Origin of the sequence: Vulcanibacillus modesticaldus (assembly GCF_001730235.1) — a bacterium.
GTDB lineage: Bacteria > Bacillota > Bacilli > Tepidibacillales > Tepidibacillaceae > Vulcanibacillus > Vulcanibacillus modesticaldus.
Genome location: NZ_MIJF01000028.1, coordinates 1 through 21,657, shown reverse-complemented (window position 1 = coordinate 21,657; position 21,657 = coordinate 1). Strand labels below are relative to the sequence as shown.

At 32.0% G+C, this 21,657-nt stretch carries 25 protein-coding genes; 20 read left to right on the top strand and 5 right to left on the bottom strand.

Features of this window, described 5'->3' with window-relative positions; all coding sequences use genetic code 11:
- Positions 1-342: 342 nt before the first annotated feature.
- The 15 genes from BHF71_RS06785 (at position 343) to BHF71_RS12095 (ending at position 14,615) form a co-directional block, all read left to right on the top strand.
- Complete coding sequence (locus tag BHF71_RS06785) at positions 343-2,859, top strand: efflux RND transporter permease subunit (RefSeq protein ID WP_069656916.1); 2,517 nt, start codon at positions 343-345, stop codon at positions 2,857-2,859.
- 111 nt (positions 2,860-2,970) lie between these two features.
- Positions 2,971-3,357 carry a DUF302 domain-containing protein gene (locus BHF71_RS06780; protein WP_069656915.1) on the top strand — a complete coding sequence of 129 codons (387 nt, stop codon included), beginning with the start codon at positions 2,971-2,973 and terminating at the stop codon, positions 3,355-3,357.
- 151 nt (positions 3,358-3,508) lie between these two features.
- Positions 3,509-4,537 carry an endolytic transglycosylase MltG gene (gene mltG, locus BHF71_RS06775; RefSeq protein WP_069656914.1) on the top strand — a complete coding sequence of 343 codons (1,029 nt, stop codon included), beginning with the start codon at positions 3,509-3,511 and terminating at the stop codon, positions 4,535-4,537.
- A gap of 54 nt (positions 4,538-4,591) precedes the next feature.
- Positions 4,592-5,200 (top strand): plastocyanin/azurin family copper-binding protein, encoded by a 609-nt coding sequence (locus BHF71_RS06770; protein WP_069656913.1) that lies wholly within the window; start codon positions 4,592-4,594, stop codon positions 5,198-5,200.
- An 84-nt stretch (positions 5,201-5,284) separates the two neighbouring features.
- Complete coding sequence (locus BHF71_RS06765) at positions 5,285-5,506, top strand: SHOCT domain-containing protein (RefSeq protein WP_069656912.1); 222 nt, start codon at positions 5,285-5,287, stop codon at positions 5,504-5,506.
- A 75-nt stretch (positions 5,507-5,581) separates the two neighbouring features.
- Complete coding sequence (locus BHF71_RS06760) at positions 5,582-5,827, top strand: SHOCT domain-containing protein (RefSeq protein ID WP_069656911.1); 246 nt, start codon at positions 5,582-5,584, stop codon at positions 5,825-5,827.
- Between the two features lie 12 nt (positions 5,828-5,839).
- Complete coding sequence (locus BHF71_RS06755) at positions 5,840-6,262, top strand: hypothetical protein (protein ID WP_069656910.1); 423 nt, start codon at positions 5,840-5,842, stop codon at positions 6,260-6,262.
- A gap of 341 nt (positions 6,263-6,603) precedes the next feature.
- Complete coding sequence (locus tag BHF71_RS06750; RefSeq protein WP_084024356.1) at positions 6,604-7,287, top strand: response regulator transcription factor; 684 nt, start codon at positions 6,604-6,606, stop codon at positions 7,285-7,287.
- A complete protein-coding gene (locus BHF71_RS06745) occupies positions 7,280-8,710 on the top strand; it encodes a sensor histidine kinase (protein ID WP_069656908.1) in 1,431 nt (476 codons plus the stop codon). The genes BHF71_RS06750 and BHF71_RS06745 overlap by 8 nt, the downstream gene beginning before the upstream one ends.
- Before the next feature lie 145 nt (positions 8,711-8,855).
- Positions 8,856-9,305, top strand: a complete 450-nt coding sequence (locus tag BHF71_RS06740; RefSeq protein WP_069656907.1) for a hypothetical protein — start codon at positions 8,856-8,858, stop codon at positions 9,303-9,305.
- On the top strand, positions 9,298-11,310 hold the full coding sequence (locus BHF71_RS06735; RefSeq protein WP_069656906.1) for a cytochrome b: 2,013 nt from the start codon (positions 9,298-9,300) through the stop codon (positions 11,308-11,310). The genes BHF71_RS06740 and BHF71_RS06735 overlap by 8 nt, the downstream gene beginning before the upstream one ends.
- A 161-nt stretch (positions 11,311-11,471) precedes the next feature.
- Positions 11,472-11,762, top strand: coding sequence for a metal-sensitive transcriptional regulator (locus BHF71_RS06730; RefSeq protein WP_069656905.1), 291 nt, complete (start codon positions 11,472-11,474; stop codon positions 11,760-11,762).
- Between the two features lie 32 nt (positions 11,763-11,794).
- The gene (locus tag BHF71_RS06725; RefSeq protein ID WP_069656904.1) at positions 11,795-14,182 is read left to right on the top strand and encodes a heavy metal translocating P-type ATPase; all 2,388 of its coding nucleotides are present in this window, start codon (positions 11,795-11,797) and stop codon (positions 14,180-14,182) included.
- Between the two features lie 28 nt (positions 14,183-14,210).
- A complete protein-coding gene (gene copZ / locus BHF71_RS06720) occupies positions 14,211-14,417 on the top strand; it encodes a copper chaperone CopZ (protein ID WP_069656903.1) in 207 nt (68 codons plus the stop codon).
- Between the two features lie 39 nt (positions 14,418-14,456).
- Complete coding sequence (locus BHF71_RS12095) at positions 14,457-14,615, top strand: hypothetical protein (protein WP_176717324.1); 159 nt, start codon at positions 14,457-14,459, stop codon at positions 14,613-14,615.
- A 61-nt stretch (positions 14,616-14,676) separates the two neighbouring features.
- Here the strand turns inward: BHF71_RS12095 and BHF71_RS06715 are convergent, their stop codons facing one another.
- The 4 genes from BHF71_RS06715 to BHF71_RS06700 form a co-directional block, all read right to left on the bottom strand.
- Positions 14,677-14,883, bottom strand: a complete 207-nt coding sequence (locus tag BHF71_RS06715; RefSeq protein WP_069656902.1) for a capping complex subunit for YIEGIA — start codon at positions 14,881-14,883, stop codon at positions 14,677-14,679.
- 1 nt (position 14,884) lies between these two features.
- The gene (locus tag BHF71_RS06710) at positions 14,885-15,781 is read right to left on the bottom strand and encodes a YIEGIA domain-containing protein (protein WP_069656901.1); all 897 of its coding nucleotides are present in this window, start codon (positions 15,779-15,781) and stop codon (positions 14,885-14,887) included.
- Positions 15,782-15,852: 71 nt separating this feature from the next.
- The gene (locus BHF71_RS06705; protein ID WP_069656917.1) at positions 15,853-16,371 is read right to left on the bottom strand and encodes a gamma carbonic anhydrase; all 519 of its coding nucleotides are present in this window, start codon (positions 16,369-16,371) and stop codon (positions 15,853-15,855) included.
- A 31-nt stretch (positions 16,372-16,402) separates the two neighbouring features.
- Positions 16,403-16,945, bottom strand: a complete 543-nt coding sequence (locus tag BHF71_RS06700; RefSeq protein WP_069656900.1) for a transcription repressor NadR — start codon at positions 16,943-16,945, stop codon at positions 16,403-16,405.
- 106 nt (positions 16,946-17,051) lie between these two features.
- Here BHF71_RS06700 and BHF71_RS06695 point away from each other — a divergent pair, with 106 nt between their 5' ends.
- Complete coding sequence (locus tag BHF71_RS06695; RefSeq protein WP_176717323.1) at positions 17,052-17,507, top strand: Hsp20/alpha crystallin family protein; 456 nt, start codon at positions 17,052-17,054, stop codon at positions 17,505-17,507.
- Positions 17,508-17,652: 145 nt separating this feature from the next.
- Complete coding sequence (locus BHF71_RS06690) at positions 17,653-18,369, top strand: cytochrome c biogenesis CcdA family protein (protein ID WP_069656898.1); 717 nt, start codon at positions 17,653-17,655, stop codon at positions 18,367-18,369.
- Positions 18,370-18,482: 113 nt separating this feature from the next.
- Here the strand turns inward: BHF71_RS06690 and BHF71_RS06685 are convergent, their stop codons facing one another.
- Positions 18,483-19,688 carry an ABC transporter substrate-binding protein gene (locus BHF71_RS06685; protein WP_069656897.1) on the bottom strand — a complete coding sequence of 402 codons (1,206 nt, stop codon included), beginning with the start codon at positions 19,686-19,688 and terminating at the stop codon, positions 18,483-18,485.
- Between the two features lie 273 nt (positions 19,689-19,961).
- Between BHF71_RS06685 and mntR the strand changes: the two genes are divergently transcribed.
- From mntR to BHF71_RS11560, 3 genes are all read left to right on the top strand, one after another.
- The gene (gene mntR, locus BHF71_RS06680; RefSeq protein WP_069656896.1) at positions 19,962-20,393 is read left to right on the top strand and encodes a transcriptional regulator MntR; all 432 of its coding nucleotides are present in this window, start codon (positions 19,962-19,964) and stop codon (positions 20,391-20,393) included.
- Between the two features lie 39 nt (positions 20,394-20,432).
- Positions 20,433-21,362 (top strand): patatin-like phospholipase family protein, encoded by a 930-nt coding sequence (locus BHF71_RS06675; protein WP_069656895.1) that lies wholly within the window; start codon positions 20,433-20,435, stop codon positions 21,360-21,362.
- 138 nt (positions 21,363-21,500) lie between these two features.
- Positions 21,501-21,657 (top strand): transposase (locus BHF71_RS11560; RefSeq protein ID WP_084024145.1); only part of this gene is annotated, 157 nt, incomplete at its 3' end.

Below are 21,657 nucleotides of genomic sequence, written 5' to 3'. Positions count from 1 at the left end.
GCTGGTTACGAATTTTACTTTGGAAGCCATACGATAATTGGATAAAGTTAATGGTTAAAGCACCAGGATAAAAATAGTTATTGTAAGTTGTTTTGTTTTTTTGTGAATAATTAAATCAAATAGTAATAATTGCCAAATGGACAGTGATCACCTTTAGTTGGTTACTGGTTCTTTGGTCGAAGTTTAGGAAAATATTGTTCAGAATATTGTGTGAACTAACCACTATAACTTTTATGCAACGCTATTGATAAATTTAGTATAAAAGTAAACAAAAGTACCGTTAGGGGGTAGAGTATAATAATATAATTTTAGACAATATAATAATAATTTTGGGAGGGCAAAATGAGAAATACTGTATATGTAAAGCTATTGGATCTTATCTTGAGATACAAGTACTATATTTTAACAGCTGCATTAATAGTTACTGGTATTTTAGGTTATTTAGCTACGGGTGTTTCTATCGATACGGGAACATATACACTTTTACCTGATAGTGATGAGGAGGTACAAGCCTTTAATGAAATCTCGAGTAATTTTGGCGGCTTTGATAATTTAATAATTGTACTTGAGAGCAAACAAAGTACAAATATGGAATTAGCTGCAGAGGAAATAGCCACAAAAATGAGTAAATTAGATGATGTTGTACAAGCCGTTGATTATAAGCTACCTTATGATTTTATTAAAAAATACTTCCTTCTTTATATGGACAGAAATAAATTTAATGACATGATGAACGCTTTGGCAGCCAATCCTAGAATACTTGAAATGTTTAAATCAGAGAACAATCTAGAATTACTACTAGCATCCATTAACTCAGAAGAATTTAGTTTAAGCGATGATGTATTTAATTTTATAACTGACATTCCCAAAGATGAAGAGCTTAAGGACCCAATTTTGTTAGGTACCAAAGATCTTGCAAATAATCAATTATTAAAAAAATTAGAAGATAAGTATCACTATAATGAAGACAAAAATAAAATTTTGATTTTTCTAAGGCCTACAAATCCTAATCATGATATGGTTTTTTTTAAAAAAATGGTTGACGAGGTAACATCAAAACTGGATGATATCATGAAGGATTATCCAGAAGTAAGTTATAAGGTAACTGGCATGGCTAAAATGATGCAGGAACAACAATCAAGATTAAACATAAGAATATTGATTGTTTCTATATTAGCTTTGTTGATGATATTACTACTGTTTATCATTGTATATCGTAGAGTTTTAGCCCCAATATTAGCAACGTTGCCGATAGTTTTAGCATTAATTTGGACTTTAGGAATAAATCAAATATTTATTGGTCGTTTAAATATCGTAACTAGTATATTTGCGCCAATTTTAATGGGACTTGGTATCGATTTTTCGATTCATTTTATAACAGTATATTTCTATGAGAGAAAATTGGGAAATGACAGTTATGGTAGTTTAACTAAAGTATTTGAACGGACGATGCCAGGTATAATAACTGGTGCGATTACAACAACTGTTGCATTTTATATGCTTATGTTTTCAGAATTCAAAGGTTTAAAGGAGTTAGGTTTTATTGCGGGTACAGGTATATTAATGAGTCTTATATCTGTGTTTGTGCTCTTGCCGATTTTTATTATGATCTTTAAAGGAAGTTTAAGATATAAGGAGCAAGAAGTAGAAGAAGTCAATTCAAGATATGCTCAATTTTTGGTTAATAGAAAAGGCTTAATTTTATTATTACTTCTATTATTTATAATTCTACCATTTATATCTGGTTTAAATTTAAAGTTTAATTATAATACATTTGAACTTTTACCAAAAATTCCTTCAGTTAAACTGCAGGAGGAACTTTCAGAGGAATTTAATAACTCTTTTGAATACAGCATTTTTAGTGCCAAGAATATAGAACAGGCGAGAGAACAGTATGAAGAAATTAAAAAAACTGATGTTTATTCCGAGATAGATTCGCCAACACTCTATATTCCGATTAACCAGAAAGAGAGAATCGATTTTATCGAGAGAATTACAAATAATGAACAAAGTTCAATAAAAAATATAAATATTAATTTAGCTAACAAAACAAAAGTACAACAATTATTAGCTTACTTTAATGAAATGAGTAATCAAGAAAAGAAAATCTATAGTAACAATTTAAGAAGTTTTTCAATTCAGTTATCTGAAAGTATGGAAAATATTCTTAATACAGGGGAAATCACTATTGATAAATTACCAGAAGTTATTAAGAACAAATACCTAGGAAAAGATGGCAGTATTGGTACTTATGTTTTTTTAGAAAAAGATATGTGGGAAGAAGGCCCAATCAAAAAAATTGCTAAAGTTCTTAGGGGAATTGATAGTAATGTATCTGGTACAAATTTTATGATCTTAGAACTTGTAGATTATATACGTTCTGATTTAATTAAAAGTTCAATTGCGGTTTTCATCGTTTTGTTCTTTATCGTTTATCTTGACTTCAGGAGTATTAAAGTGGTATCTCTTGTCATGCTTCCGGTGACTTTAGGATTTATCTGGTTGCTTGGTTTTATGTCATATTTAAATATTAAATTTAACGTTGCAAACATCGTTGCCTTCCCATTGATTATCGGAATTGGAATTGATGATGGGATTCACATGGTTCATAGTTATATAGCAAATCGCAGTAGGGATATAAAATATATGATGTTGCAATCCGGTAAAGCTGTTTTAATGACATCGCTTACTAGCATGATTGGATTTGGAGTTTTATATTTTGTTAAAGATCCACTTGTATCAGGATTAGGATTGTTATTGTTTGTGGGTATCTTTTTCAGTTTAATTATCTCGGTTACCTTATTACCGATTATATTAGATAAATTTGGTAAATATTTAATTGTATGGGATGAAAAATGAACTTCTTTTTAATTTCTTCACAAAATCTTCACATTTATATTTTACTTTAGAGGTACGATTCTTTTTATAGATTATTAATAAAGAAAAAATATAAAGAAGGGAGTTTGTACGATGTATCATTATACTAAGTCAACCACCAAGAGTGAACAAGAAGTTATAGAAAGTCTTGAGAAAGCCATAAAAGAAAATGAATTTGGTTTATTGTGGAAATTTGAGATTCATAAAAAATTAGAAGAGAAGGGTCTACCATACAATCAGAATATAACAGTTTTTGAAGTATGTAACCCTAAAGCTGCATCAAATGTACTTGAAATTGATCCTATGGTAAGCTATTTCTTACCTTGCAAGATAGTTGTTATCGCTGATGATAATGAGGTAAAAGTAGGTTTTGTTAAACCATCAGTATTAATCGGGCTAACAGAAAATGATAAAATGGATGAGCTTGTAGCGACAATAGAAGCAAAATTAGTTAATACAATTGATCAAGCGATTAAATAGATTACTTCTTATATAAATAACCCAAGGATTATCCTTGGGTTATTTAAATTGCTCATGATTTTTCAATTTGTTATATATGAAAAATAAAGTAAAATAGAATAAGATAAAAATGAGGATTATCTAATTAAATTCCAAAGAGTGGGGGATTAAATTGGCTAAAAAGAACAGTTTGCTATTTATTATATTCGGACTTATAATCATTTCTTTTACTAGTTTTTTTGTTTCATATCAAATTCAAGCTGTTAATCCAACAGAGAAGGAGAAATTTACAGTAACTATTCCCCAGGGAAGTAGCACTTCTGAAATTGCTGAAATTTTAAAAAAAGAACAGTTGATCAAAAATAAATTATTCTTTAAAAGTTATGTTAACTACTTAGGCTATGATATGCAGCTAAAAGCGGGATATTATGAGCTTTCAAGGAGTATGAACTTGACGCAAATTATTAAAATAATCGCTAAAGGTAATAATAAAATTGATAGTGTTCGTTTTACGATCCCAGAAGGTTATACCGTAGAACAAATAGCAGCGAGATTAGCCCAACAAGGTTTAGTTCAGCAAGATAAATTTATACAATTAGCTAAAGACGGGGATTTTGATTATACATTTATCAAACAAATTCCTGACAATAAGGACATTAAGTATAGGCTCGAAGGTTATCTGTTTCCCAATACCTACGAAGTAAAAAAAGGTGCAACCGAAAGAGAAATAATTAATTTGATGCTAGAGCAGTTTGCTAAGGAATGGGATCCTTCATGGGATAAGCTAATTGCTGATAAACAACTAACAATTCACCAAATTGTTACCATAGCCTCGATTATCGAAAGAGAAGTTATGGTCGAAAAAGAAAGACCAATTGTTTCGGGAGTAATTTACAATCGTTTGAATAAAAATTGGAAATTACAGATTGATGCAACAATTCAATATATCTTAGGAAAACAAAAAGAAAGGTTAATGTATGCTGATTTAGAAGTAGATAATCCTTATAACACATATCTTAACAACGGTTTACCTCCAGGTCCTATCAGTAATCCAGGGTTATCATCAATTAAGGCAGCGCTTTTCCCGGAGAATAATGATTATTTCTTTTACGTTACTAAAAAAAATAATACTGGTGAACATTATTTTGCAACAACATATAATGAACATTTACGGAACATAAAAAAATCTAATTCTCCATAAATTCTTCATTATTGTTGGTTATGCTTATAGTAAGAATTAATTAGAGGTGGTTGGATGGAGAGAAAAATATTATTAACGGTGGCCTTAATTATTATAGTAACGGTTGGAGGAATGTATGCATTTCAATATTTTATGTTTAATGGAAATCAATTATATGGATTAATGGGTAATATGGGCTATTACTCGGATACAAAAGTAGCGTATTTAAACTCAGAGGAAGTAAAAAAATTAGAAATTTCTTCACTACAAAATGCAATCGTAGATAGAGAAAATAATACTATTACTTATAGAGGAGAAAATATCAATATTGTTTTAATTGGAGGTCCAGAATATGCTGATGGCAGATTTGTAATTGATGGTTTAATCAACCCTACAATTATTATTCCTAAAAATACAAATATTTCATTAACGTTGGTCAACGAGGATGAGGGAATGCCTCATGGTGTTGAATTTACTACTGCTAAACCTCCATATTCATATATGTCAATGATGGATGGTGGCTATTCAGGGGTAAGTCTAATTCCGATACCGGAGGCTTCCGCTGGAAATTATCCTGTTGCTAAAACAACCTTTTCAATTAACAAGTCAGGAGAATTGTATTATCTTTGTCAGGTTCCTGGGCATGCAGCTGAAGGAATGTACGGAAAAGTAATTATTAGATAAATTCATTATTTCTTCACAAATTATTGATAAACTTTAAAATGTAAAAATCAATATCAAGTTTTCAATTGAAAGGAAGGATAAATCATGGGACTTTTTGGTTGTGGAGGGATTGGACATATCTTCCGATCACGGGATCACGATCATGGTCGCGGTCATGGAAGAAGATATCCTGAACATGAGACTTATGACCATTTAGAAAGTAGTCCTCAAGGCGATAAATCATTAGAAGTATTGAAAATGAGATTCGTTAAAGGCGAAATTACCGAAGAGGAATACTTGAGAATGAAAAAAATTCTAACTGAGTAGATCTTCTTCATAAAACATTCATAAATTATCATTATGATTACATTAAGATAATCATTAGCAAGGAGGTAATAAAGAATGTGGCCTGGATATGGAAATTTCGCTGATTGTGGAATAGGAGGTGGATTTGGCGTGATGTTCTTTAGTTTAATTCTTATCGGTGTGATCATCTATTTTGTACTTAAAAATTCAAATCGAAATGGATCAATAATAGGAACAAATAAAACTGGATCATCTGATGCATTAGAAATTGCAAAGCAACGTTTGGCAAAGGGTGAGATTACACCAGAAGAGTTCGAAGAAATTAAAAAGAACTTATTATAAGAGGTGAATAAAATGAAAAAGCTGCTAATAGGTGTTTTGGTGCTTGGATTAGCATTTGGTGGAGCAGCATACGTGACTTACGCTCGTGGTGATGACAATGACAATTTAAACAATCAATTTTGGATGCAACCACAAAACTTTGATGATGCTTATATGGGACAATATATGTATGGCATTGACGAAGAGCAAATGTATCAATTGATGGAGCAACAAGGTGTAGATGTTGAACAGATGGATCGTTTCATGGAAGAACAAGGTTTAGATGTAGATGAAATGTTTGAAATGATGAATTCTGGAGCAGATTTTAACGAAATGTGGCAGTATATGCAAGAAAGTAATATAGATTTTAATGAAATGGGAAGATTTATGGAAGACCAAAATATTGATTTTGGGCAAATGCAAATTTTCATGCAACAAATGCATGGAACAAGATAAACTTAAATACCCCCAATTATTAGCAGCTATTTACAAAGAGTAAGTAGCTGCTTTAAATATTTATTCATCTTCATAATTTCTTGATATTTATTTCATAAAATACTAAGATAATAATGATAATCATAATAACCTCTTTACAATTATTACTTTAAAGTGTTAAATAAAATAAAACAATTGAATTAGTTAAAGAAGGCGAAAAGTAGAATATGCAAATGACCTTTAACCATCCTTCTTGGATGGTTTTTGAAATTGCATACTATTTTTAATAAATACAGAATTTATCTATTGAATCATAGACCATTTTCAGAAAGGTGAATATTAAAATTATGAAAAATGAAAAAATGAAAATCCTTGTTGTAGATGATGATTATAATTTGACGCAGTTAATAAAATCGTATCTTATGCCAGAAAACTTTGAAGTAGTTGTTGCTAATGACGGTATAAAAGCTTTAGAAGTATTTAAGTTAACAGCACCAAATTTAGTACTTTTAGATATTATGATCCCTAAATTAGATGGTTGGGAAGTATGCAAAGAAATTCGGAAAGTTAGTAATGTACCAATAATAATGCTTACTGCTAAAGGGGAGCAATTTGACAAAATTTTAGGATTAGAAATAGGAGCCGATGATTATATTGTTAAACCTTTTGATTTTCGAGAATTAGTTGCAAGAGTTAGAGCTGTATTACGCCGATATTCACCTCAAGGAATTAAAACCAAGCAAATAATTTATCCAAATCTTGTAATAGATTTAAATGAGTTTCAAATAAGATCTGGAGATGAAGAGGTTGAACTTACACGAAAAGAGATGGAACTGCTTTATTATCTAGCTAGTAATCCTAATCAAGTATTTACTAGACAACAGTTACTAGAAGAAATCTGGGGATTTGATTTTACAGGGAGTACACGTACCGTTGATGTTCATATTGAACGATTGCGCAAAAAATTAAAGGCTCCAGATTCTTGGCAAATCAAAACTGTATGGGGTGTTGGTTATAAGTTTGAGGTGAAAAGTAATAATGTTTAAAAGCTTTGCTCGAAGGTTGATGGCTGGATACCTGATTGTAATTTTGATCACACTTATGGTATTAAGTTTAATGTTGGCGTATCTGTTCCAAGATTATTATTACAAAGCTAAAACGGAACTTATAGTTAATCAAGGTAAAGAATTAAGTGATGCAATAAACTCTTATCTTAAAAATGAAATAGATTTGGAAACATTAAGTAAAATTATGGAGGATGCTGAACATCAGTTAAATGCGGGGATTATTTTTTTTGACCGGAATGGTGAACTCTATAAAAAGTTTCACTCATATGAACACTTGATTAGCGATGATTCATTTACAGATGAGGAATGGAATAGGGTATTAAACAATGAAATAATTATCAAAAAATATAGAAATTTAACATTTTTTAATGATGAAGTATTATCAGTAGCTATTCCAATTAGCGATGGTAGCTTAATAGTTGGAGCTTTATCTATTCATTCTTTGATTTATGATATTCAAAATTCAATGCGTCAAGTTTTGAAATTTATCATTGTTGCAGGATTGATAGCGATGTCTATCGCCGTATTTTTAACATATTTATTTTCCAAAAGAGTAACAAAACCCATTACTCAAATGAATATTGCAGCTATGAAATTAGTTAAGAAAAAGGAAGTAGAAAGAGTAAACGATGAAGGTGATGATGAAGTAGCTCAATTGGCTAAAACATTCAATTATATGGCAGAAGAAATTATAAAATCTGAACAAATCAAACGAGATTTTATTGCAAATGTTTCTCATGAACTACGAACTCCTATCACATTTATAAGTGGAGTATTTCAAGGAATAGTTGATAATAAGATTACTGAGATTACTGAGTTGAAAAAGTTTGCATATATTGGTTTGGATAAGATTGCAAATATGTCTAGACTGATTCAAGATCTACTTGATCTTTCTAGAATCGAAGCAAAGTCCTTTGAATTACAAAAAACGAAAATCGATTTAAATGAAACGATTAGGCGAATTTTGGCACACATAGAACCGAAATTAACCGAAAAACAAATTGAACTGCAAGTATTTATCCCAGATCAATCATTATGGATATATGCAGATTCATTTCGTATTGAGCAAGTTTTGAATAATTTATTGGAGAACGCAATTAAATACACCCCTCAAAATGGGATGATTCAAATAAAGGAATTTTATTTAGATAATAAAGTTAAAGTAGAAATTACGGATAATGGTAAGGGAATTTCTGAAGCTGACTTACCTTTTGTTTTTGAAAGATTTTATAAAGCGGATAAAGCCCGAACACCAGGAACTAGTGGTACTGGGTTAGGTTTAGCAATCGTTAAAAGCATAGTTGAAGCTCATGGAGGAGAAGTGAGTGTTAAAAGTAAATTAAATCATGGAAGTACATTTTCATTCACACTTCCCATTTGGAAAAATTTGACCGGCAACTAGTCGGTTTTTTTATGAATAAATTGTGAATAAAGAGTGACAATAATATAAAAAAAGTTTTTGTTTACAATTTGTTAATATATCTGTGACATTCGTCTGTTATCTTTTATTGTGGCAATATTATATTAGGTAAAAGGGGGATAACATTTTGCAAAACAAAGCAGTATTATTTATGATGGTAATCTTTTTATTAGCTACTGGTACTACGGCTCTTGCACACGGTGGCGGAGAAGCTCCAGTAGATGTTAAGTCGTTAGTAAAACAGTCCATCGCTTTTATCGAGGGGATTGAGGATATGGATATGGCACTTGCCAAACTTGATGAAGCGATAGATGCTAACAAAAAACAACAAGTTGCTGATGGTGAATTACTGCAAGAAGCAAAACAGAGTCTAGAAGCTGGAAATAATGAAGAGGCCATGTTATTAATGGTGGAAGCTATCGGCGGAGATCCTCTTGTTGATCTTGAACTGGCTCCAAGTTTTCAGTTTAATCTCGCTAACATTATTCTGCTTATCATTGCTATAATTTCTGTCTTTATCGGTATTCTTTTGCTTAGGCAAAAAGCCGATGTAGAAAGGGGAGCTAACAATGAGTAAATTTAAAAGATGGTTCAAGGAGAGGGTTCCTGTAGAAGCATTTAATTATAAAGTGCCTCGTCATGCCAATACCCTTCTTTATACACTTGGCGGAATTACATTAATTAGTTTTATAGTGTTAATTGTAACTGGAATTATTTTAGCTCAGTTTTATTCACCTACTCCAGAGGCTGCTAATAGCAGTATCCGAGACTTTTTAACACAATATGATTTAGGTAATTTTATTAGGGGACTCCATTATTGGTCAGCACAAGTAGCTATTGTAACAGTAATAATACATCTTCTAAGAGTTTTCTTCTATGGATCATATAAAAAACCAAGAGAAGTTAATTGGTTGTTAGGTGTAGTTTTATTCTTAGTAATGGTTGGATTGTATTATACTGGTACCATTTTAAAATGGGACCAAGAAGCAGCTGAAGCTTTAGCTCATGCAAAAGCTGCAGGAGATCTGGTAGGACCTTTAGCGGCCTTTTTCTCTGAAGAAAATGGAGTTTCATTATTAACTAGAATGTTTAGTCTTCACACCAATTTATTACCATTAATCTTACTATCTTTAATTCCAGCGCATTTATTATTGGTAAAATTACTTGGAATTTCTCCATTACCTTGGAAGAGGTCTAAAGAAGAAGAAGGAGAAAGCACATTCTTAGTTCATTTTAAGCATCTAATTGCGTATGGTTTCATTGCATTTGGTTTAATGTCAATTTTTGCGTTAATTTTACCACCAACTATCGGTCCAGCTCCAGTTAGTGGAGTAGAGGCAACAAAACCACCATGGATTTTCATGAGTATCTTTTCAATTGAAAACTGGTTTGGTTTAATGGGACTCATTGTGGCATCAACATTATTAGTAATCGGATTACTTGCAATTCCATTTATTGACAAAAAACCATCTGCATCACTGAAGCAAAGAAAGGTAATAGTTAGCATAGGAGCAATTCTTGTTGTGTTGGCTGTAGTCTTAACAATTAATGCCTACATAACAAAACCAGAACAACATATTGGTATGGGCGAAACTGAACAAGGTGAAAGTCTTGATGAATCTAAAGGCGAGGTAGATGAAGAAAGCGAAGAAAGTGAGATTGCATCTAACGAAATTATTGTCTTAAATCAAGCTTTGGTAATTGCCGACGAAATTGGTGAAGCTTTAAATACAGAAGACATTAAATTAGCTGGTGAAAAAGCAATCGAATTAGATGAAACAATTGATGCGATTAAAGAAAAAATTGCTGCAAAAGATCAGGAGCTAACAGATGAGATGGGTGAAGCGATTCATGAGTTGTTGGAATTAAATGAAACAGCTAACCCTGATCTAGATGAAACAAGAAATAATTTAAATATTGCTAAAGAAAAAATAAATGCTGCTAAAGCATTATTCGCTGATGAAGAAGTATCTGAGACTTTGGAAATAAAAGTCTTAAATCAAGCTTTAGTAATTGCTGACGAAATTGGTGAAGCTTTAAATACAGAAGACATTAAATTAGCTGGTGAAAAAGCAATAGAATTAGATGAAACAATTGATGCGATTAAAGAAAAAATTGCTGCAAAAGATCAAGAATTAACAGATGAGATGGGTGAAGCGATTCATGAATTGTTGGAGTTAAATGAAACAGCTAACCCTGATTTAGATGAAACAAGAAATAATTTAAATATTGCTAAAGAAAAAATAAATGCTGCTAAAGCATTATTCACTGATGAAGAAGTTAAAAGCCCAGAATTAGTTGCTTTAGAAAACGCGTTAGAGATTGTCAAAGAAATTAGTAATGCGTTAGATGCTGGCAATGCTCAATTGGCTGGAGAAAAGGCAACAGAACTAGATGAAGTAATCGATGCAGTAGGTGATCAACTTAAAGCTAAAAATGCCGATCTACGTAATGAATTAGGAGAATTGATCCACGAACTGGGTGAATTAGGTGAAGTAAAAAATCCAGATATAAATAAAGCAAAAAATGAAATTGCATCAGCTGAAGAAAAGATTAAAGAATTAATTAATTTATTTCAATAAATAATTTTTGAATTTAAGTAAATAATCTTTTGTAAAGAAAATGTGACCTTTTTAAGGTCACTTTTTCTTCATTTCTTAATAAAATGTTTACACTTTTAGTCTTTATTTTTTAGAATATCTATACTATAATAATGTTAAACCGATAGGGGGTAGGGTATATTATGGAGAAGTTGTCAAGTGATAGGTTTCCCAATGATACTGAAGAAAAAATCTTACAAAGGCTAAGAAAAATCGAAGGTCAAGTACGCGGCATCCAAAAAATGGTAGAGAACGATCGATATTGTATTGATATTTTGACTCAAATTGCAGCAATACAAGCCGCGCTAGATAAGGTAGGACTATCTATTTTAAAACATCACACATATGGCTGTGTTACCCGTGCTATTCAATCTGGTGAAGGTGACCCAGTAATTGACGAATTAATGGATGTAATAAAGTTATTCATCAAGTAAACAATAAGAGAGAGAGAAGGAGTTGATTTAAAATGTCAAGTGAGATACAAACCACCTTAAAAATTCAAGGTATGACTTGCGCGACATGTTCTACACGAATCGAAAAAGGTTTAAACAAGATGGAAGGGGTAGATGCTTCAGTAAATTTAACATTAGAAAAGGCATCTATAACATTTAATCCAGAAAAAACATCATTAGAAGAAATCGAGAATAAGATCAAGGATTTGGGTTATAAAGTAGCAAAAGACAAAATAGAATTAGATATCATTGGGATGACATGTGCTTCTTGCGTGGGTCGGATAGAGAAAGGTCTGAATAGTCTTCCTGGCGTCTATTCCGCTAATGTAAACTTAGCAATGGAAAAGGCTGTAGTGGAATATAATTCAGACGAGTTAGATCCAAGCGATTTAATCAAGAAGATTAAAGACGTCGGTTACGAAGCTAAAATTCGAGAAGAAGATGAGGATGACGAAAAAGAGTCAGCCAAAGATAAAGAGCTGAAAGCAAAGTTGAGAAAAATAATTATTTCAGCAATCTTGTCTTTCCCATTATTATGGAGTATGTTAGCTCACTTTGGTTTGGAATCTATAACACCTGAGATAATTATGAATGGATGGTTCCAATTTTTACTAGCTACACCGGTTCAGTTCTATATTGGTTATCAGTTTTATCATGGTTCATATTCAGCGTTAAAAAATGGTAGTGCCAATATGGATGTTTTGGTAGCTCTTGGTACATCTGCTGCATATTTTTATAGTGTTTATAGTTCAATCATTGGATCAGATCAATTATACTATGAAGTAAGTGCAATATTAATTACATTAGTACTATTTGGTAAGTATTTAGAAGCTGTAGCAAAAGGAAGAACATCTGAAGCGATTAAGAAGTTGATGAGTCTTCAAGCAAAAACAGCAATGGTTGAGCGTAATGGTGAAGTGATTGAAGTTCCGATTAAGGAAGTAGTAAAAGGTGACATAATTATAGTACGTCCCGGTGAAAAGATCCCTGTCGATGGTGAAATTATTGATGGTTACTCCTCAGTTGACGAGTCAATGATCACTGGTGAAAGTATACCAGTAGACAAGAAAGTTGGCGATATTGTCATTGGCGCGACAATAAACAAACACGGTACCTTCAAATTTAAAGCGACAAAAGTAGGAAAAGAAACAGCATTAGCTCAGATTATTAAAGCCGTTGAAGATGCTAATAGTACTAAAGCTCCAATTCAAAAACTTGCTGATGTAATTTCAGGTGTTTTTGTACCGATTGTTATTGTGATTTCAGTATTAACATTTATTGGTTATTATTTCTGGCTAGATCCATATAACTTTGCACATGCTTTAATTAATGCGATCGCTGTTTTAGTTATTGCATGTCCATGTGCATTAGGTTTAGCTACGCCAACTTCCATAATGGTTGGTACAGGAAAAGCTGCAGAACATGGTATTTTATTTAAAGGTGGAGAACATTTACAAAATACCCAAAAAATTAATGCAGTAGTTTTAGATAAGACAGGAACAATAACAAAGGGAGAACCAGAATTAACTGATTACTATCCTGTTGAGATATCAGAAGAACAATTATTAAAAATTGTTGCCTCTATCGAACAGAATTCTGAACATCCTATTGGTAAAGCGATTGTCAATGGTGTTAAAGAAAAAGGTATTTCATTATTATCAACAACTGATTTCGAAATTGTTCCTGGAAATGGGTTACAAGCTAATGTTGAGGGCGAAATGGTATATGTAGGTACAAGACGATTTATTAACCGTTTAGGAATTGAAGTAGGCGAATTAGAAACCAAAATGACCCGTTTAGAAGAAGAAGGTAAAACAGTAGTTGTTGCAGCAACTTCAGAAAAATTACTAGGTATACTTGCTGTTGCTGATACTGTAAAAGAAGATTCTCAACAGGCGATCAGCAAGCTTAAAGAGATGGGTATTAAAGTTGTGATGATTACTGGAGATAATCTTCGTACAGCTAAAAGTATAGCGGCAAAGGTAGGCGTTGACGAAGTAAGAGCTGAGGTTTTACCTGAAGACAAGGCTAAAGAGGTTCAAAAGTTAAAAGATCAGGGTTATGCTGTAGCAATGGTTGGTGATGGTATTAACGACGCACCTGCTCTAGCGACTGCGGATGTAGGAATTGCGATTGGTACTGGTACAGATATAGCTATTGAGGCTGCTGACGTTACACTTATCGGTGGTAGCTTAAAAGGTATTGCAGATGCGATTTTCATTAGTAAGAAAACGATGCGCAATATTAAACAAAATTTATTTGCGTCATTAATTTACAATACTCTCGGTATACCTATAGCAATGGCCGGTTTACTTGCTCCATGGGTGGCTGGTGCAGCGATGGCATTAAGTTCTGTTTCAGTAGTCTTAAATTCATTAAGATTAAAGAAAATTGAATTATAATAATTCTTTTGAAGGAGGTGAATAAACAATGGAAAAAGTTATTAGAGTTGAAGGAATGACTTGCGGGCATTGTAAAATGTCAGTAGAAGGAGCACTAAAAAAATTAGATGGTGTTGCTTCGGCTGTAGTTAGCCTAGAGGACAAAAATGTCACAGTTGTATTTGATGAAAATAAAGTTTCTTTCGAGCAAATGAAAGAAGCAATTGAAGATCAAGGATACGATGTAGTTGCTTAATATTGTCGTTGCATTGTAAGATGAAAGGGGGTATTATAAATGGGGTGCTGCGGAGGTAACGACCATAAAAAACATGATCATAAAGAACATGCTCACAAACATGATCATGCTCACAAGGATGAGCAAATGAAAAAACATGAAAAAGAAGAAAAGAAAGGTCATATGAACCATGACCACGGGCATGATAGTTGTTGCTAATTTATACTTATAAAGTTTTAGCTGTCGGGTATTTCTCGACAGCTATTATTATGTCTAAAAATTAAACACGAATTACCATATAATCTCCGGTTTTCAATTCCACGATATCGGCTTTTAAAGCCTTAGCAATATCGACTGTCAGCATTTTTTGAACTTCTTTAGTGTCAGTATATAAAGATAATGCATTTCCAGCTAACACCCGATCTTTATTAATGGTTATAAAAGCTAGAATCTCATACGGCGGCTTAATATTAGCTTCTTTACCCATTTTATTCGCTCCTCAACAAATTCGTTTTCATAACTGAGTGACTTTTTTGAACAGATTCTAATAAAGGCGTATTTTTCACAGAGTCAATTAATCTATTTATATCACTAATTATAGGAACCAGTGTAACTACAATCCTTCCTTTTTCGTAATCTTTTCGGGTAAAGTGATAACGTTTTAAACCTAACGCCCTTGTAGCTTCAAAAAGAATAGCTTGTCGTTGGCCATAGTGATCTAAAGTAACACGAAAATGATCCTCTTTAGGGTAAATAACAACAGCAATTCCTTCCTCTTTATATAATTTTCTTGCATTGTCACTCCCCAAAATATTACTTACAAAAATACCATCTACATAAAGTTCTGAGTCCTTGATTTCAATTTTACCTGGCTTAACATCGGCAATATCTCCAACGGATTTACCTTTTGAAAAACGTGTTAATAAGAATATTATGACTATTCCAACGATAATGGAGATTACCACTTCTAACCATAGTTTAGATTTTAATATTTGAATAACAAACGAAACAGATAAAGCTACAATCAACGCAAAATAGTTTCTAGCTTCAAATGTCTTAGCAATTCCATCAATATAAGCATTACCACGATAAGTATACTCTGTCTCTTCAAGACTTAATAAGCTATCTTTTTCCATTTTTCTCACATCTCTGAACTGTTGAACAGCTAGAACTAGAAAGGTGATAGCGATGTAATTTTTGCTTAACAAGGCTGGTATTGCTACAGCACCTAAGCCAGCAGCAACAAAACCGATTACGATGTGAATCAAATATCCATTAGGGTAACTAGGATATTGTCTAATATCTTCTTTTAATGTGAAAATTCGTGCTAGAGTCCCCATTATCGTTGCAGTAATAATCATGGTCAGGTCATTAATGTTTAACATACGTGATTAAAGTCCCCCTAAAAAAAGTGATCAAGGATAGTATTTGAAATTGAAAGTGAAATTATTACAGTTTAATAGGAAGACTTTAATGTTTTATAATATTGCCCTTTTTCTACATACTCATTAACAATGCGTTTCATTTCTTTTTGATCTTCTACTGTTAAATTTCTAATTACTTTTGCTGGACGTCCAAAAGCCAATGTATGTGGGGGAATTTTTAACCCAGAGGGGACCAAACTTCCAGCACCAATAAATGCTCCTTCCCCGATTTCTGCTCCATCTAATATAATTGAACCCATACCTATTAAAGCACCTTTTTTAATAATAGCACTATGTAATATAACTTGATGGCCAATTGTAACATTATCCTCGATGATTAAAGGAATATTAGGGCTTTGATGCAATACTGAATTATCTTGAATGTTTACTTGATTACCAATTATTGTTTTGGAAACATCACCACGAATAACGGTATTAAACCAAATACTAGTCTTTTCTCCTATGCTAACATCACCTGTAATTACAACAGTTTCAGCTATAAATGCACTTGTTGCAATTTTAGGTTTTTTGCCTTTATAGTCATAGATGATCAATTGTAATCAACTCCTAGTAACAAAGGTTTTATTCGTCCTTTGAAAGTAAAAATCCATTTTTATCTAATTCATAACAAACTTCATCTAACTGTTCTTTTGTTTCTGCTTCAATAGTATGAAGATGGATACCATTTGTTAATGTTGATAATAAAGTTGCATTTGTATCCTTTAATTTATTGATAAAATTATAAACATCTCTTCTATTCTTTAGCATTAATGGAGCAGTGATTTCTCCATATATTGGATGATCAATAATAACATTACGAACATATACTCCATGATCTACGAAAATCATTAGTTCTTCTTTTGTTTGTTCAAAAGAATGAATGCAAGCTATTAATCTCTTAAATGTATAAAGTTCTTGATTGGTATTCATATAAATGTAACCTTGAGACGTAGCAATAATAGGTTCGTTTTTGGCTTTTAAGATAGAAATATCTTGTACTATTACTTGTCTGCTAACATTAGTTTTTTCAGCAATTTCTTGTCCGGTTAATGGCTCATTACTCTCTTTTAACCATTGAAGAATAAATTTTCTTCTTTCTTCAGATGTTCTTCTTCTACCATCCATGACGAATTCACCTCAGAATTTATTTCTTTTTTATTATAGCGTAAAAATAGTCGTCTCCCTAGAACTCTGTTATTTAGGTTTGCGTAATATAAGGATGAAGGAAGTGATGAATATGAATGAACTAGAAAAAATATTTAACGAATTAGAAAAGAGTTTGATAAGTTATTTTAACAAATACATGGGAACTTATCAAAAATGGAAGCAATTTCTAAAGTATGATTCTAATTTACCAAATGTTAAAGTAAAAGAACATGATAATATGATAGATATTTTTCTTGAAGTCCCAAGTCTCTCTAAGGACCATCAATTACGTGCAAAATTGTTTAATGATCATCTTATCGTTTATGGTACTTTGGATAGATATAATGAAGTAAAATCAAATTATGGTGAGAGCATAAGAGAGAGCTATTCAGAGTATTTCTATCAAACAATACAATTGCCTGCTAAAGTAAGTAAAGAAGGAGCTAGGGCTGAATATGATAAAGGTATTTTAAGAATTCAGCTAAAAAAAATTAATGAATTAAATCAAGATAATGCTGAAATTGATATAGATTTTAGATAAATTACTTGGCTTGACCAAGTTTTTTTTGTGTCTTTAAATTTTTTGTAAAAATAATATCATCTTGTTGAAAATGCTTCAGTGTTTTGTTACAGTAACTGCATAACAAATCCAAAATGTTTTGCTTTGATAAGGGGGAAACCTTTTTATGGATGGAGTTGATGTAAGTTTATTGATAGCTTTTGGTGCAGGTTTGTTGTCTTTTATCTCACCTTGTGTTTTGCCTTTATATCCTTCGTACCTTTCTTACATAACTGGAATATCAGTAGATACCCTTAGTAATGATTTTAATAAAAGAGAAATTAGAAATAGAGCGTTGTTACATACTCTCTTTTTCATTGTAGGTTTTTCAATTATTTTTATTTCTATGGGGTTTGCTGCTAGTTTCCTAGGAGAGTTGTTCTACCAATCACAGGATTTAGTGAGGGTAATCGGAGCGATCATAATAATCATAATGGGGTTATTTATCGGTGGTTGGATTAAATGGGAATGGTTAATGCAAGAAAAACGAATAGAATTTTCAAACAAACCTACTGGTTACTTAGGATCAACTTTAATTGGTTTTAGTTTTGCAGCTGGGTGGACTCCATGTGTTGGACCGATTTTAGCAGTGATCTTAGCTTTAGCAGCGTCTGATCCATCTAGCGGTGCTTTATTGTTAACTGTTTACAGTATTGGGTTCGCAATTCCATTTTTCATAATGGCATTTTTTATCGGATCAACAAGATGGATTTTACGTTATTCAAAGATAATTATGAAAATTGGTGGAGTTACTCTAGTGATAATTGGTATTCTTCTTTTAACAGATCAAATGAGTAAAATTACAATTTATTTAACTAAATGGTTTGGTGTAAGCTGGTTTTAGTATTAATTGATGATAATTTCTGTAAGTGGCCTTGAACAAACAAGGCCACTTTTTAATATACTTTATTAATATTAAGAACTAATAACAGATTTTTCGGGATGACAGTGATTGAATTATGATAAAGTTCCAAAGAATTCTTCGTCTAGATCTTTTTTAAGTTTGATCACGCCTTGATTTTTTAAAATATCAATATATTGTTTGATTTCATCTTTAACTTCTTTAACTAATTTATGTTCGAAGGTAACTCTACTGCAAAATAACTTAGCTTCCTCGAATGAAACTTCCATTTTCTTATAAGAAAGTAAGGCTGCTTCATCAGGATTTTCTTTAACCCACTGTGTTGCTTTATCAAGTTCTTCAATAAAAACATTAAGAATCTCTTTGTGATTTCTGTAAAATTCACCTTTAACTATCAATCCGGCATTTGGTAACTTTTCAAGATCTGGATGTATTTTTCTCCATAGATCGCCGTAATTGATTACACTTACTTCAACTTCTTTTAACTTTGCTAAAGCAAAACTTGATTCGGGTTCCCGTAGTAATACAGTATCTATTTCTCCGGAAATAAATTTGTCTTTCATTTCATCTGGTCTACCAAATGGTTCGCCAAATTCAAAGTCAAATTCGTTAGGATTTAATCCTTCTTTCTTCATCAAATACGATGTAATTGCATATGGTGGGGCACTTTTGAATAAAGGCATATGGATTGTGTGTCCTTTTAAATCACTTAGACTATGTGCCACATAGCCTCTAGTAAGCAGATTGAAATTATCCCAAATATTCACAGACAACAATTTGATATCTTGGCCTGTTGCATACAATTTAGAAGCGGCTACAATTGCAGAAAAAGTAATGTCAGCTTTTCCACTCGTTATCCAACCCATATGTTTTTCTGTCTCTTCCCAAATCTTTAAATCACTTATCTCAATCATTTTACTTAATTTTTCAGACTGGAGCATTTTCAATAAAATAGGATAAACTACCGGAGTTGCTGATTGAATAACAACCGGTACCTTGTTACTTTGATTTGCTTTTGCCTTGTGGGTCGAAGGTGATTCTGTTTTATGAAAATAAACAATATATTTGGAATCAGATATTTTTTTTGTTAAATGAACAAATCCTTTACCGTTTAAAATATTGATTATTGGTAAAGGTTCAAATCGTTGGATAATTGCAAAACCATCTCCATCTGCGGTGTTGTCAGCAAGCTCCATAATCAATTGAAAGGGATCGTAACCTAAATTGCGAACATCAGTCACCCCATACGATTCGATATCTAAATGCCAGTTAGTTTTGTCGTTTTCATTATTGCTTCTCACATTAAATACCTCCTTAACATTTACTCAATTTATTAGAACTATATCAAATTTGAATAAGATTATATGTGATGAAAATCATATTTCAAAAAAAAAATAAGCCAATACCAATAATTAATAAGTTTTTTTCTATAGTATTGCTCGCATTTTCTATAATATTTATTTTTAAACCTAGTTGACGATTTTAAAAAAAATAATAGTTAGGAAGTATCATTGTGATAAAGTCAATTACCACGAATAAATTGTAATAAGAGATAAAATGAGAGGAGGCTTCAAATGCCTACGCCTAGCATGGAAGATTATTTAGAAAAGATTTACCAACTTATCGATAAAAAAGGATATGCTAGGGCAACAGATATTGCTAATGCGTTAGATGTGAATCCCTCTTCTGTAACAAAAATGATCCAGAAACTTGATAAAGAGCAGTATGTAGTATATGAGAAATACCGGGGATTAAAATTAACGAGTAAAGGTGAAAAAATTGGAAAAAAACTTGTCCATCGTCATAAAATTCTGGAAAAATTTTTACATCTAATTGGGGTAAAGGATGAAGAAAGTATTTACTTAGAAGTGGAGGGAATTGAACACCATCTAGGCCAAAGATCTATATCATCCATAGAATTATTAGTCAATTTTTTTGAACATAACCCAGATGTGAAAAAACGTTTTAAGGAATACTGCTATAACTACAGAGATTTAGTTAAATAAAACAGCTTGATAATTTAAGGGAAATTGGGAGGGGTGCTTATGTATGCTGATGCGGTCATAGAAGGAGGAGGAGTAAAGGGAATTGGATTAGTAGGTGCTATTTATGAAGCTGAAAAAAGAGGTTATAAATGGAAAAGATTAGCTGGAACGTCTGCTGGGGCAATTATTGCCGCATTATTAGCTGCTGGTTATACTGCAAAAGAATTAAAAGAAGAGATTATGAATCTTGATTATAAACAGTTTAATCAAAAAAGAGGAGCTAGCGGCCTACCAGTCATTGGTAATTTATTAAATCTTTGGCTGTATTATGGTATCTATTCAAGTGAGTATATTGAACACTGGATGAGAGAAAAGTTACTCAAAAAAGGAGTAAAAAAGTTTAGTGATTTGAAAAATACTTTATATATTATTGCTTCTGATATTACTAGTGGGGAAATGTTAGTGCTACCTGACGATATCAAACGCTATGGTATTGATCCTGAATCGATGGATATAGCTTTAGCTGTTAGAATGAGTTCAAGTATTCCTTATTTTTTTAGTCCAGTAAAACTTACTGTAAGTGATGGTAATAAAACAAGGATTCATTATATCGTAGATGGTGGGTTACTCAGTAATTTTCCGGTTTGGATTTTTGATAGTAATCGCTTTCCACGATGGCCAACCTTTGGATTCCGCCTTGTTTCCAATAAGAACGATCAAGAAAATATGATTAATGGACCGATTTCTTTAGGATTTGCTTTAATTAATACCATGCTAGAAGCCCATGATACCAGATCTATTAAGGAACAAAACTTTGTAAGAACAATATTGGTACCGAATATTGGAGTTAAGGCAACCGATTTTGATATAAGTAGAGAGCAGCGGGAAAAATTATTTATTTCAGGCATAAAGGCAGGGGAGAAATTCTTTAAACAGTGGAATTTTCATCAATATGCTATCAAGTATCGTAGTAATAAGAAAAAGGTCTAGTAAGTAATATGTTTCCTAAACAATAAAAAAAGCCGTATCTACGGCTTTTCAGCTTGTAGACAAAGTCTTTATTTAGACAAATCTACAAGCTTTTTTTGTATAATAAGTATGTAATAAATATCTTGTGAGGGGAGAAACATGTTAACAAAACGTAAGGAAGATGTAAGAACTCAAGTTGAATTAGTATCAATAGAAGATTTAGTACCAGAGGATCATCTAGTGAGGAAAATAGATCAAGCAATTGACTTTAGCTTTATATACGATTTGGTTAAAGATACCTATTCTTTAGATAACG

Bases quoted from the DNA above. Each gene is read 5' to 3' on its own strand.
- BHF71_RS06735 (WP_069656906.1), top strand. From the start codon at position 9,298: ATGAGTAAATTTAAAAGATGGTTCAAGGAGAGGGTTCCTGTAGAAGCA.
- BHF71_RS06770 (WP_069656913.1), top strand. From the start codon at position 4,592: ATGGAGAGAAAAATATTATTAACGGTGGCCTTAATTATTATAGTAACG.
- BHF71_RS06690 (WP_069656898.1), top strand. From the start codon at position 17,653: ATGGATGGAGTTGATGTAAGTTTATTGATAGCTTTTGGTGCAGGTTTG.
- BHF71_RS06785 (WP_069656916.1), top strand. From the start codon at position 343: ATGAGAAATACTGTATATGTAAAGCTATTGGATCTTATCTTGAGATAC.
- BHF71_RS06760 (WP_069656911.1), top strand. From the start codon at position 5,582: ATGTGGCCTGGATATGGAAATTTCGCTGATTGTGGAATAGGAGGTGGA.
- BHF71_RS12095 (WP_176717324.1), top strand. From the start codon at position 14,457: ATGGGGTGCTGCGGAGGTAACGACCATAAAAAACATGATCATAAAGAA.
- BHF71_RS06765 (WP_069656912.1), top strand. From the start codon at position 5,285: ATGGGACTTTTTGGTTGTGGAGGGATTGGACATATCTTCCGATCACGG.
- copZ (WP_069656903.1), top strand. From the start codon at position 14,211: ATGGAAAAAGTTATTAGAGTTGAAGGAATGACTTGCGGGCATTGTAAA.
- BHF71_RS06730 (WP_069656905.1), top strand. From the start codon at position 11,472: ATGGAGAAGTTGTCAAGTGATAGGTTTCCCAATGATACTGAAGAAAAA.
- BHF71_RS06675 (WP_069656895.1), top strand. From the start codon at position 20,433: ATGTATGCTGATGCGGTCATAGAAGGAGGAGGAGTAAAGGGAATTGGA.
- BHF71_RS06745 (WP_069656908.1), top strand. From the start codon at position 7,280: ATGTTTAAAAGCTTTGCTCGAAGGTTGATGGCTGGATACCTGATTGTA.
- mntR (WP_069656896.1), top strand. From the start codon at position 19,962: ATGCCTACGCCTAGCATGGAAGATTATTTAGAAAAGATTTACCAACTT.
- BHF71_RS06710 (WP_069656901.1), bottom strand. From the start codon at position 15,781: ATGTTAAACATTAATGACCTGACCATGATTATTACTGCAACGATAATG.
- BHF71_RS06755 (WP_069656910.1), top strand. From the start codon at position 5,840: ATGAAAAAGCTGCTAATAGGTGTTTTGGTGCTTGGATTAGCATTTGGT.
- BHF71_RS06695 (WP_176717323.1), top strand. From the start codon at position 17,052: ATGAATATGAATGAACTAGAAAAAATATTTAACGAATTAGAAAAGAGT.
- BHF71_RS06700 (WP_069656900.1), bottom strand. From the start codon at position 16,945: ATGGATGGTAGAAGAAGAACATCTGAAGAAAGAAGAAAATTTATTCTT.
- BHF71_RS06750 (WP_084024356.1), top strand. From the start codon at position 6,604: ATGAAAATCCTTGTTGTAGATGATGATTATAATTTGACGCAGTTAATA.
- BHF71_RS06725 (WP_069656904.1), top strand. From the start codon at position 11,795: ATGTCAAGTGAGATACAAACCACCTTAAAAATTCAAGGTATGACTTGC.
- BHF71_RS06780 (WP_069656915.1), top strand. From the start codon at position 2,971: ATGTATCATTATACTAAGTCAACCACCAAGAGTGAACAAGAAGTTATA.
- BHF71_RS06715 (WP_069656902.1), bottom strand. From the start codon at position 14,883: ATGGGTAAAGAAGCTAATATTAAGCCGCCGTATGAGATTCTAGCTTTT.